The following is a 12,166-nucleotide window of genomic DNA, read 5'->3' as shown; positions in this document are numbered from 1 at the left end:
CACGCCTCCCCGCACCGAATCGGATGTCCGTCTACATCCAACCGGTTCAGGCATCGCCACCGCCAACCCGGCGAACCTATGCGGTCACGGCACTAGTGCTGCTCCGCGGAAGTTCGTGGAGGGGTGTTGATCAGGCGGCCTTGAGTGGGGTGCCCTCATAGGTCCACCGGTAGGGCTTGGCGGTCTCGTTGTGCCCGATCACGTAGGCATCCAGTTTCTCGATCAGGTCGTCGCGGCTGGAGAAGTCGCCGTGTCGCACGACCCTGCGCGTCAGGGCGGAGAAGAACAACTCGACCTGGTTGAGCCACGAGGCGTGCGGCGGGGTCCATCGGACGTGCCAGCGCGGGTGGGCCGCCAGCCACGCCTTGGTGTGTTTGGCAGTGTGGGAGGAACCGTTGTCGAGCACGACGTGGATCTCCCTGCCCGGCGCGATCGCCCGGTCGAGTTGGTCTAGGAACGCGGTGAAGGTCACCGCGTCGTTTCGGGCGATCACCTCGGTGAGAACCTCACCGGTGCGAACGTCGAGAGCGGTCACGAGGGAAACCGTGCCGTGGCGCCGGTACTCGAACTCCTGCCTAACCGGCTCGCCGGGACGCGCGGGACGCCCGGGATGACGGCGCGAGCGGGCGGCGATCGCGGTCTTCTCGTCGATCGAGAGCACCACCGCCCCCTCGGGCGGATCCAGGTAGAGAGCGCACACCTCGGCGGCCCGCTGCCAGAAGTCGGGGTGTCCCGCCGGGTCAGCCAGCCACGGACCTTGTGCGGCTTCAGGTCCAGACCGGCCAGGATCCGGCCAACCTGGGAGGCGGAGACCGGCGCGAAGCACGTGCCGGCCACCCGCTGGGCGATGGCCCGGTGCGACCAGGTCGACTCCGGATGGGGCGGCGCGCTCGTGGCGGTGGCCACGATCGCCACCCGAACCTCGGGCCCGTAGGCCCGCGGCCGGCCCGAGCGTTCGGCGTCCCGCAGGCCGCCCGGGCCCAGGGCGGCGAACCGCCCCCGCCACTTGCGCACCGTGTTCACGCTGGTCCAACTCCCGGGCGATCGCGCCGTTAGCAAGCCCGTCCGCCGCCGCGAGCACGATCCGGGCCCGCAGCACCGCCCGCACCTCAGACTTCGCCGAAGCCACCGTCCGCACCAGCCGTTCGCGGGCCTTTGCCTCCAGCACCACCGCAACCGCCGTCCCCGCCCGTCGCCCACCACGCACGGCCAACGATCATGGCGGGTCGCCGCCGTACCCGGCAGGATGGGCCTGTGCCGAAGAACCCGCCGGAATCGATGCAGCACCACCTGCGCCAGCGCCTGAACCGCCACGCCCGTGAACGCTGGCCACATGTGGACGCCATCGCGGTCCGCTTCCGCGCCGGATTCGCCTACGTCGCCGCCGAGTTGCCCGGCGGGCAAAGCCTGCCGCTGTGCCGCCTACGCTTCACTGGCGTGCTGCACACCTGGGGCTTTGCCCTTTACCTGGCCAGCAGCGACAGCTACCGCCACAACTTCCTGCCCAGCGGACTGCCAGCCGGCTCCCCAGAAGAAGCCCTCGACTGCGCGGGCGGCCTCTACCTCAGTGGACTGGCCATCTGATCAACACCCCTCCACGAACTTCCGCGGAGCAGCACTAGACCTTCAGGGCCTGGAGCTTGAGGAGAGCATATGAGCGGCAACATCCCGTGGCCCCGTGTCTGGCAGGGCTACGAGGAGCGAACGCCCCGGACCGTCCTTGGCGATCTCGTAGAGGAAGTCCGCTATTACGCGGGCGGTCAGACCCGGGACCCGGACGACGCGATCTCGCTGGCCATCACCGGAGCCGAGGCGACCCGGGCTGCGGTGGACGCCCTCGACCACGAGTGGGCCCTCTACGCCCCGGAACAGGCAGCCGTCCTCGCCGCCGCGCTGTTCGCCCAGGTCGACGCCGCCGGCGTCGCCCTCCAGCGCCTGCGCTCGGTCCTCGCGCAGATCGAGGGCCGACGCGACTGTGCGCCCGCGGACCGCGCCCACGACCTCATCAAGGCCGCCGCCGACGACATGCTGTCCGTGGCGCCCTCCCACACCGCCGACGCGGTCGGCGAACTGGCGGCGCTGCCGTCCAACCTCACCCTGCCCTCCAGCTCGCACGACACCATCGCCGCAGTCGCCGACATCCTGGGTGCGAAGCTCAACCAGCGCCACGGGCCCAGCGAGCAGGGCGACGACGAGAACGGCTGCGGCTGCAGCTGCAGCATCGACCTGGACAGGGACGGGGAACCCTGGGTGTTCGCCCGAGGCGACTCCCGCTGGTACCTGCTGGCACTCAACGACGGCGAACCCCAGCCCGACGGCACCGTCCACTACGCAAACAGCGTCGACCTCGACCTCTCCGCCCCCCTCGCCCACCCCGGACACCTCGCCGCCGAACTGCGCGCCCTTCTGTAGGACGAACCCGCCCTTGCTTCAACAGGTCCCGGTGCAGAACCTTTGGGGGCGAACGTGGTTCGGCCGCCGACCATCGTGATCCGGTCAACTCGGAGCGGCGGGTGGTGGAGTTCGCCCGGTTCACCGGCGACTGGTTGCGGGCGCTTCTACGATCGCGGGCACACCGTGGTTCGAGGGGGACACCGTGGCGCGCAGGCCAGCACGACGACGCCGAACCGCTGCCCGCCGGGCCCGGCAGGCCCGCGACAACGCCGTAGTGCTCTTCGGGAGCGCCGTCGCCGTGCTCGTCCTGGTGGTGGTTGTGCTGACCTGGCTGGCCCACCACCTGCTCGTCGTCCTCGGCCTCCTGGCCGCCGCCCTGATCGCGGTTGTGACCGTCGTCTATCGCCGGGTGGCCGCCGACCGGCGCGCGTTCGAAGCGCGCGCAGCGCAGCTGCGACACATTGGACCGTTCCTGGCCATGTCTCCGAAGGCGTTCGAGCAGGCGCTGGCGGACCTGTGCCGCAGAGACGGATGCACGAAGGTGGCGGTGGTCGGCGGGGCTGGCGACCTGGCGGCGGATGTGCTGGCCACCACTCCCGCCGGGCAGCGGATTCTGATCCAGGCCAAGCGCTATGGGCCGCGGACCTTCGTCGGCTCCCAGGACGTGCAGAAGGTCAACGGCACCTATCGCGACGTCCACCGCTGCGATCTGGCGGCGGTGGTGACGACCAGCTCGTTCACCAAGGCCGCCACGGCGTTCTGCCAGCAGGTCGGCATCCGCGCCGTCGACCAGCGGGCACTCGCCCTGTGGGCGGAAGGAATGGGCAAGCCGCCCTGGAGCTGACCCCGTTGTCGCCGACGGCCCTGCCGATCGCTTCGCGCGTATAGACCACCGTCTTTGGCCTACGGCCGTCCAGGAAGCGCTCAGCGACCCGGGATCTGGACATGGTCCTAGCTATCACGCAGCCGGATGGTCGCCGGCGCCTGAGCGGGGTGTCAGCGGATGGCCTTGAGGATGGCGCTGACGAACTGGACGATCGCGTGGCCCCAGGGGGTGGCTGCGATGAGGACGCCGAAGGTGACGCTGCTGAACACGGTGAAGGCCTCGTCGACGCGGCTTCGGGAGTGGGTGGGGCGCCGGAGCCGGACGAGGATGATGATCGCGAGAAACGCCGCCGCACTGATCGTGTACTGCAATGCTACCGTCCTGACTACCTGGCTGACTGTGTGTGAGGACCCCGGTTGCGCGTGGCCCGGTGTCGCCTGGGTGAGCATGTCAGAAGGGCCGTCGCCGTAGGGCGGGTTCGGGGAATTCGACCGGGTCCGAACGGTGTCTGGCGGCTGGGGGTGCCGCCCGCCGGACGGCGGGGGTGTTCGAGCGGGGTGGTGGGTGTGGGTCGCCGAAGCGGACGCGGCCGGCGACATCGACTGGAACATCGCCGTCGACTCCACCATCGTCCGCGCCCACCAGCATGCGGCCGGAGCCCGTGCCGATCCGCCACCAGCCCTTGCACCAAAGGGGGCTGGGCGGGGAAAACACCAGGACGAGACACCGTGGCAGGGCCTCGTCGCCCGCCTGGTGGAGGTGGTGCGGGAAGTGGGCGGGGCTGCGCGCGACCGCTGGCCGAGGGCACGGGGAAATTCGGTTGCCGCGGGCCGCCGTCTCGATCATGATCTCCCGCATGGACTTTTGATGACCGCCACGTAGTACGTACCTGTCGCGCGATCGACCTCGGAGCCTGACGACCCGGCCCCGGGGCGATGGGTCGCGCCCCTCGTGAGCATCCGTCAGAGAGCGGGAGCCGCCGAGTGAGTTCGGCATGCCCTCCCGCTGAGTCCTGAAAGCACCCAACACACATGAATACCAACCGCAAGGCCCTGTGGGCCGTGCGTCAGTCCGCCCTGCCCACCGTCGTCCGGTCCTGCCCGGACTGCCCCGGCATGCGGCACCGCGCCTCGGGGAAGATCCGCGTCAACGCGAACGGCAAGCTGCTCGACGTCTGGCTGCTGCTGGGCTGCGCGACGTGCGACCGGACCTCGAAGGTGCCCGTCCACGAGCGCGTCCACGTCTCGACGCTGGAGCCGGCCCGGCTGGTGGCGTACGAGATCAACGATCCGGCAGCGGTACGGGAGTTGGTGATGAGCGTGTCGCTCGCAGCGAAGAACCGGTACCGGCTCGACTGGACCGGGACGTGGGAGCTGGAGACCCGCATGCCGCTGTACGCGCTCGACGACCCGAACCCGCTCTCGGTGCAGGTGCGCTTCGAGCTGCCCGCGCCGGTCCGGGTGGAGCGGCTGCTCCAGCTCGGTCTCGGCCTGAGCCGGGCCGAAGTGCGCCGTCTGGTCGCGGACGGGCGGATCCACCTGCCGTTCGCGCCGGACGCCAAGGCGCACCAGGACTTCGAACTCACCATCCACGGACCCGGTTCCGTCGATGCGGCCAAGCACGCGAAGTCCCTCGATGCGCCCGACGCCGAACGCACCGACCTGGCTCGGATCGGGCTGCCGCCCGCACCCGGCCGGGAGCTCCCACGCCGGGCCACGGCGGCTAGGACTTGTCCGGTCGATCATGTGCGGAGCCAGATGACGAGGGCGGCTGCGGTGACGGTTCCGAGGTAGACGTATCCGCGTTTGTCGTATCGGGTTGCGACTGCTCTGGCGTGCTTGAGCTTGTTGATGGCCCGTTCGACGGTGTTCCGGTTCTTGTACCGCTCCAGGTCGAATGCCGGTGGCCGCCCTCCGCGCGATCCCACGTGATGGACGACGAGAGCGACCCGGCCCGAGAGGAAGGGTCCGCCCGCCTGTACGGAGTCGTCCTTGAGATCTGGCAGGGCGGCAGTTGAGAGGCCAGCGCCAGCCGCACCCGGCGCCGGGTTACCGGGTGCGGCCCCACGGAGGCGGCCGGGGCGGCTACCGTCGACAGCACAGGGCCTGGCCCGGCGCAGTACTGGTGAACCTGGGTATCAAACCTTGCTGAATGGGTCCTGGCGATCTCCGGGGCTGTTGGTGAGCTCGCCTATTCAACTGTCACCATTTCCGTGTGGGGTCCAGTCTGTTGTGACCGTGTGTGGTCAGCGAGGGCTGCCGACCTGCCATCGGGCTGGTGCGGGCGCGCCGAGGGCTTCGGCCAAGGCCGGAAGCCACTCGTGGGTGGGAGCGGGCTCGTCGTCGACGATTTTGATCGGTCCGCCCGGCCAGTCGGGTGCGACCAGCGCGGCGCCTGCCGCGTCGGTGACGTGGACGAAGGAGCTCGCATGTTCAGGTGTCGCGTATTCGCCGCCGTGTTCAGATGGGGCTCGCGCTGAGTGGTCTGCGCGAGCTCGGCGGCACCCGGCAGTCTGCTGGTCGGCGATTGGCATGATGGGCGGCGGCAAGTCTCAGGTGTCTCTAGAGGAGCAACTATGGCGTTCAAGACCGGAGTCGCCGAACGGGACGATTGGTCCTATTCGCCGACTGTCGGCGTCGGACCGCTCCGGTTCGGTATGACTGTCGACGAAGTGGTCGAGGCGGCTGAGATACTCGGCCAGACGAAGGTCAGCGATTGTGCACGGGACCACGCGATCTTCTCGCCGACTTGGAAGGTCGAGGTCCACCGTCGCGGGGTGGCTCCTTCTCCGCCTGCCGTCACGGCCTATGTGAGCCAAGTTGTGGGGCTGTTCTGCATCGCTGCCGACGCCGTGCACGGTCCTCAGGTCGCGTACGACGGACTCCCGCTGGTCGGGAGAGACCTGTCGGAGCTGGAGAGCGACGCAATCGCGCATGCCGAGGCAATGGACGTGCACTTTCGCTACACGCCCGAGGGCTACGCAGGACCGGATGATCCCGGGGTCGTCATGCGTGGGCAACTGGTCGGGCAGGTTCTCCGATCGCGTCCGTTGTTCATGGTGACGCGCGACGGCGCGAATACTGAGTGGGACTCGATGCCCTCCGAGGAGTACCACGTCATCGGCCAGTCCACGGCCTGACGTGGTGTGACTCATGACGAGGGGTGGAGGAGATACGCCCGAATACGCCAGCTCACCAGTCGAGGCCGCGTTCGGGGCACCCGTTAACCCCGCAGCAGCACCTGAGCAGACAACCAAGCTACGGAGTCCGATGACCACGCACACGGCAGGCGAGCCGTACGGTTCGTACGGTCCACCCGAGTCGTACGGGGCGGCACAGCCGCAACCGGCGACGCTGACGTATGGACAACCGGACCCGCACGGCCCGCCCTTCCAGCCGTACGGCTACGAGCAGCCGGACCACGGATACCCGCCGCAGCAGGCCTACCCGCAGCACCAAGCGGCGTCGGAGCAGTACTCGGGGCCGTACCAGGGCCCCAACGCCTACCAGCAGCAGTGGCCGCAGCAGGAGCAACAGCTCCAGCAGTACCAGCCATACCCGGGGCCGCAGCACGCACAGGAGTTCCACGTCTCCGAGCCCTACCAGCTACCCCTTGACTACGGACTGCCGCACACCTTCAATGACCCGCCAACTATGACGCTGCGCGGCATCGGCGCCCAGGACCCGTACCTCCAGGCGCCCCCGGCCTGCCGCAGCAGCGGGATGGCGCCGAGCCGGCCGCCAAATCGGAGCAGTCCGAGGAGGCGGTGGCCGGGCGGAACGGGCTGCTCATGGCGGTCGGCACGCTGGCCTCGCGCGGGCTTGGCTTCGTGCGCACCGCGATGCTGGTCGCCGCGCTCGGCCCCGGCATACTCGGCAGCGCTTTCAACGTGGCCAACACGCTGCCCAACATCGTGTTCACCATGCTGATCGGTGGCGCACTCCAGTCGATCTTCGTGCCTGAGCTGGTCAAGGCGGCCAAGAACGACCCGGACGGCGGTGTCGCCTACACCGACCGTCTGCTGACCCTGTGCACGGTCGCGCTGGGCATACTCACCGTCATCTCGGTACTCATCGCTCCCTGGCTGGTGAACATCTACGCCTCCGACTGGACCGGGTCGGACCGCGACCTGACCGTCACGCTGGCCCGGTTCTGCCTGCCCGAGATCTTCTTCTACGGGCTCTTCACGCTGCTCGGCCAGGTACTCAACGCGCGTGGCAAGTTCGGCGCCATGATGTGGACACCAGTGCTCAACAACGTGGTGGCGTGCGCGGTCTTCGGCCTCTACATCGCGATCGGCGGCCAGGCCGCGGAGACCAGCAAGGTCACCGCCGGGCAGACCTGGCTGCTGGGGCTTGGAACGACGCTCGGCGTGGTGGTCCAGGCGCTGGGACTGCTTCCTTCACTGAGGGCCGTCAAGTTCCGTTGGACACCACGGTTCGACTGGCGCGGCGCCGGACTCGGCGCACCGATCCGCGCCGCCACCTGGGCGTTGCTGCTGGTGATCGTCACCCAGGTGGCGTTCACCGAGATCACCGCATTGACCACCGCCGTGGACCAGATGGGCACGAAGCTCAAGATGGTTGGCATCGGCAACGCCTCGTACACCTACGCCAGCACGCTCTTCCTGGTGCCGCAGGGCGTGATCACCATCTCGATGGTGACCGCGATCATGCCACAGATGTCCCGAGCCGCCGCCTCGGGCAACCTGGAGAAGATCGGCACCGGCCTGGCCCGGGTGCTTCGCAACTCGGCCGCCATGATCATCACGGCCACGGTGCTCTTCATCGCCTTCTCCGACCAGATCACCCACCTCGCCTACGGCTACGGCCACCAGACCAAGCTGGGCCTGGCGGTAATCTCGGGGGCGCTGCTCGCCTTCGCCATCGGCATCCCGTTCTTCTGCGCGCAGTACGCGCTGGCCCGCGGCTTCTACGCGATGGGCGACGCACGCAGCCCGTTCTGGCTGACCGTGGTCTCCTCGGGCGCCAACGTGCTGCTCTCCTACCTGGCCTACGTGAGCCTCAGCCCGCGCTGGGTCATCGTCGGCATGGCCGGCGCACAGAGCGTCGCCTGCATCATCAACATGGTGATCACAGGCTTCGCCCTGGGCAAGCGGCTGCGCTCGCTGCCCGCCGCCCCGGAGGACCCGGAGCGACGTGCCGAGGTGCTGCGGGCAGCGCTGCGGCATCCGCTGCGGAGCGGACTTGACGGGCGCCGGGTCTTCGGGCTGCACCTGGGTCTGGTGCTGGCCTGCCTGCCAGGTGCGCTGGTGGGCCACTTCCTGGCCAACGCGGTCAGCGGAGCGATCAGCGGGAACGTGGTGGTCTCGACGCTTGGCAACGGGATCGGGCTGGGTCTCGGCTCGGTGGCGGTGCTGGCCTCGCTCTTCCTGCTGGCGCGCCCGTTCGGCGCCGCCGACTCGGTGGCACCGCTGGTTCGAAAGCTGCGACTGCCGTTCCCCACGGAGCCCGAGCCGAGCGGGGGGCGCCGGCGACGCCGGTAAGCCGACCGATGAGCACCGATTCCTGTGCGAGTGGCGCTCACGCCGGTCGGTTATCAGCGGCTTGCCCGCAAGCAGCTGCCCGGGAAGCTGTTCGGGCAGCGCGCGCCGCTAGAAGGAGACCCACGGTGCCCCACGGCCACGACACGTTACGCCTGCGTACTGTCAGTTCACTGCTGGGCATCCCGCATGACAAGATTCCGCGAAGCGCAACGGGCTTTCCGGATCTCGACCACGCGGCACCTCCCCAGCAGCTCTTCCAGGCCGCCCTACTCACCTGCCTGCTGACCAGTCGCGAGCACCCCCCATCCGTGGGAGCACCCGACGAAGCCAGCGATGGCGAGCATCGCCAGCTACCTGAGTTGGATCCGTTTCCACGAGAACCTCCTCGAGGTCCGCACCAACACCGCCTGCCGAGTGGCCTCCCGCCTCCTGCCCCTGCTGCATCGGGGCTCCCGGATCTCGGGCGTCCCCGGGCTGAGGCTGCTCGACTTCGGGGTCCGGCGGGCCGCCCAACGCGACACCAACCCCACCGAAGGCCCCTCAGCGTCTGACATCACGACGGCTCAGCATCCAATAACCCCAAGGCACTTACACGAGATCGCTGACACGCCCCGGGACGACCCGCAGCCCTCAGGCCTGCGAGTGGCCGTACCGTTCCCGCACGGACGTCAGGTCGGGTTCTCCGAACCGGGCGCGCAGCAGGGCGAAGGCCTCAACCTTGGCCGCGCCGAATCGTGTCACGTACCCGGCGTAGGAGTCGGCGGTGAGGAAGGTCGGCGGCGTGGTCTTGCTGTGGAACTTGTCCGCGTACATCACGAGTTGCTCTTCGGCGGTCTCAGCGAGGTAGTCGGCCTCGGGTATGGCCAGTCCCTGTTCGCGGATGTCGTGCCGGGTGAGGCCGACGCCGGTGTGGCAACTGCAGAACCGGCGCAGGCGTTGCGGGTATCCCTCTTCGCGCAGGATCTCGTGGCCGAGCACCCCGTGGCGGATGTAGCTGCGGTGGTCGAGTCGGCCGGCGTGGTCGTAGAGCCGGTAGACCCCGATATCGTGGAGCAGCGCCCCGACCCGTACCAGTTCGGCGTCGAGTGGGAGGGCGGCGCGGGCCAGCAGCTGCTCGGCGATGTCGCAGACGATCTCGCAGTGGGTGAGCACCAGGTCCAGTGCCTCGTGCGTCGGTGCGTGCCTTTCGTGCAGCGCGCGTACTTCTTCGAGGGTCGGAAGGATCATCGCCGCAGCCTAACAACCGCACCTCTGGCCCGGACCTCCCCGCCCAACCGGGCAGGCACCGCCTGACCACCATCGCCTCGGCTGGGAACGGGTCGTTCCGTTCCCGGCCACCAGCCCAGGAGGCCTGTGCCTGACGAGTCCTCCGGCCCGAGCCGACCGCGACCCTGACCCGTATTGCCCGGGCCGCCGGCGTCGGCCGGGCTGCAGCGGCGGACTGGCGCCGTCTGGTTCGGTCTGGTGGGGTCTGAAAAATCCGGTACTGGTGTCGGTGGGACGCGGATTGCTGGTGCCCATGGACGACCCGGAACAGCAGGACAGCGAAGAAGACGAAGTGTGGGACGGCGATGAAGGCGAGGACGAAGCCGCGGCGACCAGCGGCGGGTGGCCGTTCACCGACTCGCTTCTTCGAGACTACGACCCACTGGGGCCCTTGCGCGCACAGCTGGCTGACGTCAACCGCATGCTGAACCAGCCCGTGATCGACGCGATGTCGGCGATCACGGCTCGGAACAACTCGCTGATCGCGGCGACGATGGACGCCGCTGTGAAGCCGCACATCATCGACTCCTCGCAGATCGCCGCGATCACGGGCCCGCCGGTGTGGTCGAAGGGCGTGCTGGATGTGGTGGGGGCAAATGCAGCCTGGCAGCGGCCGATCGTTGACTCGATGCTGGCGGCCTCCGCCGCCGTCAAGCCGCTGACGTTCTTGAGCCCCGAGCAGATCGCCGCGATCACCGGTCCACCAGTGTGGTCCCAGGGCGTGCTGGATGCGGTGGCCGCTGTCCAGCAGAACTCGGTCCTCGAAGGCGTGCGGGCTGCCTCCGCCGCGTTCCAGCCGCAGCTGAGCATCCTCGACTCGGTGCTGCCGGTCGAGAGCAGCTGGGTGTCGTCGTACCTCCCACCACTGAACGCCCTCGCCTTGCAGGCGACCTCGTTCCAGTCGTCGCTGCAACAGATCGCCGACAGTATCGGCCGTGTCTTCACCGAGGATCTGTTCGCCAAGTTCGACACGTTCAGTGGGTTGTTCAAAGAGTGGTCGCCGGACAACCTGCGCGACGTTGAGGCCAGGTTGTGGATGTGGTTGCTGCGCATCACCGCCAAGGACGGAGCCTGCCTGGCCTGGGCTCCGCGCGCGGGGATCGTGAAGGAGCTCCTGTCCCTGCCCCGCGCGGCGTACCGACGGCGCTACCTGATCGAGCACCGCCTGGAGGTGGTGGAGGACGTCGAAGCCAGCCTGGAAGAGGTCGACCACCCCGACCTGCTCGACCTGCGGGCACTCACGCTCCAGGCCGCCGCCTGCATCCGCGACGGCCACGACGCACCGGCGCAGGCGCTGCTGGCCAACGTCCTGGACACCGTCATGCGCGCCCACGGCCACGCCTGGCTGCGCAGCTACTTCCCTCAAGATGCATTCCCGAGCAGCCCGAACACCGGCAGCCACAAGATGATCGCCGGGGCGCTCAGCACCTACAGGGAAGCGTCCCAGTTGCGGATGCTGGCGGCCTACCTGCTGGTCAACGCGATGAAAAATGTGTTCAGCGGCGTCGACCGCCAGCACACGTTCAACCGGCACCTGGGCTCGCACAGGGCTTCCGCTGATTCCTACCGCAGCGAGTTCGCCTTCGCGGCCCTGCTGAATACCCAAGCGCTGCTGCGCCTGGTGGACCGCCACCTGTACGTCTGGGCGTTCGCACCGTGGCCGGAGCAACGGTTCATCCGGCGAGGCCGGCGGGCTGGACAGACACCGCGTGACCCGCCGACCTGGCATGCGCCACCCCCGACCCGCATGAGACCCGCGGCATCCTCACCGAGCCCCAGCCAGGCCTGTTCACCCTCACCAAGCTGACACCGGGCACCCCGGAGGGCAACTCAAGCTGAAAATCGGCGAAGGCCCGCGGAGCTCCCTCTCGGGTCAGCGGCTGATCCGTTTCCAATCGCGGGCAACGGCATAGGCGAATCCAATCGTTGCCGCGCAGTAGATCGCGGCATCGGCATAGCGCCCGGCGAGTGTCAGTTCTGCAGTTCGGTAGCAGCCGTACAGGTCAAGCAGGGCGATAGTGCAGAGAGTTGCCCGCTGCACGCGAGGGGACTTCAGCGGATTTGTCATGACTCGTCGACTAGTGCCGTGACCGCATAGGTTCGCCGGGTTGCTTGATCAGGCGGCGAGGGCGGGTCTGCCGCCCCAGCGGATTCCTTTCTCGCTGCGGATGCGG

11 protein-coding genes and 3 pseudogenes are annotated in these 12,166 nt (G+C 68.7%); 8 read left to right on the top strand and 6 right to left on the bottom strand.

What is annotated here, in order from left to right; genetic code table 11:
- Positions 1 to 130: 130 nt before the first annotated feature.
- Positions 131 to 826, bottom strand: a complete 696-nt coding sequence (locus ABD369_RS39110) for an IS630 family transposase (protein WP_344641412.1) — start codon at positions 824 to 826, stop codon at positions 131 to 133.
- Positions 796 to 1,335: pseudogene (locus ABD369_RS41475) on the bottom strand (helix-turn-helix domain-containing protein); the annotation flags it as partial. The pseudogene ABD369_RS41475 and the gene ABD369_RS39110, both read right to left, overlap by 31 nt.
- On the opposite strand from ABD369_RS41475, the gene ABD369_RS39105 reads away from it, so the two are divergent.
- From ABD369_RS39105 to ABD369_RS39095, 3 genes are all read left to right on the top strand, one after another.
- Positions 1,255 to 1,584, top strand: a complete 330-nt coding sequence (locus tag ABD369_RS39105) for a hypothetical protein (RefSeq protein WP_344641411.1) — start codon at positions 1,255 to 1,257, stop codon at positions 1,582 to 1,584. The pseudogene ABD369_RS41475 and the gene ABD369_RS39105 overlap by 81 nt on opposite strands.
- Positions 1,585 to 1,653: 69 nt before the next feature.
- On the top strand, positions 1,654 to 2,412 hold the full coding sequence (locus tag ABD369_RS39100) for a hypothetical protein (protein WP_344641410.1): 759 nt from the start codon (positions 1,654 to 1,656) through the stop codon (positions 2,410 to 2,412).
- Positions 2,413 to 2,692: 280 nt separating this feature from the next.
- Entirely contained in the window at positions 2,693 to 3,238 is a 546-nt protein-coding gene (locus tag ABD369_RS39095) for a restriction endonuclease (RefSeq protein ID WP_344641409.1), read from the top strand.
- 152 nt (positions 3,239 to 3,390) lie between these two features.
- On the opposite strand, the gene ABD369_RS39090 is transcribed toward ABD369_RS39095, so the two are convergent.
- Complete coding sequence (locus tag ABD369_RS39090; RefSeq protein ID WP_344641408.1) at positions 3,391 to 3,591, bottom strand: hypothetical protein; 201 nt, start codon at positions 3,589 to 3,591, stop codon at positions 3,391 to 3,393.
- A gap of 202 nt (positions 3,592 to 3,793) precedes the next feature.
- Here ABD369_RS39090 and ABD369_RS39085 point away from each other — a divergent pair.
- Together ABD369_RS39085 and ABD369_RS39080 are read left to right on the top strand one after the other, a co-directional pair.
- Positions 3,794 to 3,883: pseudogene (locus ABD369_RS39085) on the top strand (IS5/IS1182 family transposase); the annotation flags it as partial.
- 368 nt (positions 3,884 to 4,251) lie between these two features.
- Entirely contained in the window at positions 4,252 to 5,013 is a 762-nt protein-coding gene (locus ABD369_RS39080) for a DUF1062 domain-containing protein (protein WP_344641407.1), read from the top strand.
- Here the strand turns inward: ABD369_RS39080 and ABD369_RS39075 are convergent.
- Positions 4,962 to 5,144, bottom strand: a pseudogene (locus ABD369_RS39075) (IS5/IS1182 family transposase); the annotation flags it as partial. The gene ABD369_RS39080 and the pseudogene ABD369_RS39075 overlap by 52 nt on opposite strands.
- A 651-nt stretch (positions 5,145 to 5,795) precedes the next feature.
- On the opposite strand from ABD369_RS39075, the gene ABD369_RS39070 reads away from it, so the two are divergent.
- The gene (locus tag ABD369_RS39070; protein WP_344641406.1) at positions 5,796 to 6,359 is read left to right on the top strand and encodes a hypothetical protein; all 564 of its coding nucleotides are present in this window, start codon (positions 5,796 to 5,798) and stop codon (positions 6,357 to 6,359) included.
- Between the two features lie 627 nt (positions 6,360 to 6,986).
- Positions 6,987 to 8,726, top strand: a complete 1,740-nt coding sequence (murJ, locus tag ABD369_RS39065) for a murein biosynthesis integral membrane protein MurJ (protein ID WP_344641405.1) — start codon at positions 6,987 to 6,989, stop codon at positions 8,724 to 8,726.
- Between the two features lie 630 nt (positions 8,727 to 9,356).
- On the opposite strand, the gene ABD369_RS39060 is transcribed toward murJ, so the two are convergent.
- Entirely contained in the window at positions 9,357 to 9,953 is a 597-nt protein-coding gene (locus tag ABD369_RS39060; RefSeq protein ID WP_344641404.1) for an HDIG domain-containing metalloprotein, read from the bottom strand.
- Between the two features lie 292 nt (positions 9,954 to 10,245).
- Between ABD369_RS39060 and ABD369_RS39055 the strand changes: the two genes are divergently transcribed.
- Positions 10,246 to 11,799, top strand: coding sequence for a hypothetical protein (locus tag ABD369_RS39055; RefSeq protein WP_344641403.1), 1,554 nt, complete (start codon positions 10,246 to 10,248; stop codon positions 11,797 to 11,799).
- Between the two features lie 66 nt (positions 11,800 to 11,865).
- On the opposite strand, the gene ABD369_RS39050 is transcribed toward ABD369_RS39055, so the two are convergent.
- Positions 11,866 to 12,060 (bottom strand): hypothetical protein, encoded by a 195-nt coding sequence (locus ABD369_RS39050; protein WP_344641402.1) that lies wholly within the window; start codon positions 12,058 to 12,060, stop codon positions 11,866 to 11,868.
- Between the last annotated feature and the right edge of the window lie 106 nt (positions 12,061 to 12,166).

Source organism: Kitasatospora cystarginea (assembly GCF_039533515.1).
Lineage (GTDB): Bacteria > Actinomycetota > Actinomycetes > Streptomycetales > Streptomycetaceae > Kitasatospora > Kitasatospora cystarginea.
Note: the sequence above shows the minus strand (reverse complement) of the source record. Positions and strands in the feature narration are given on the sequence as shown.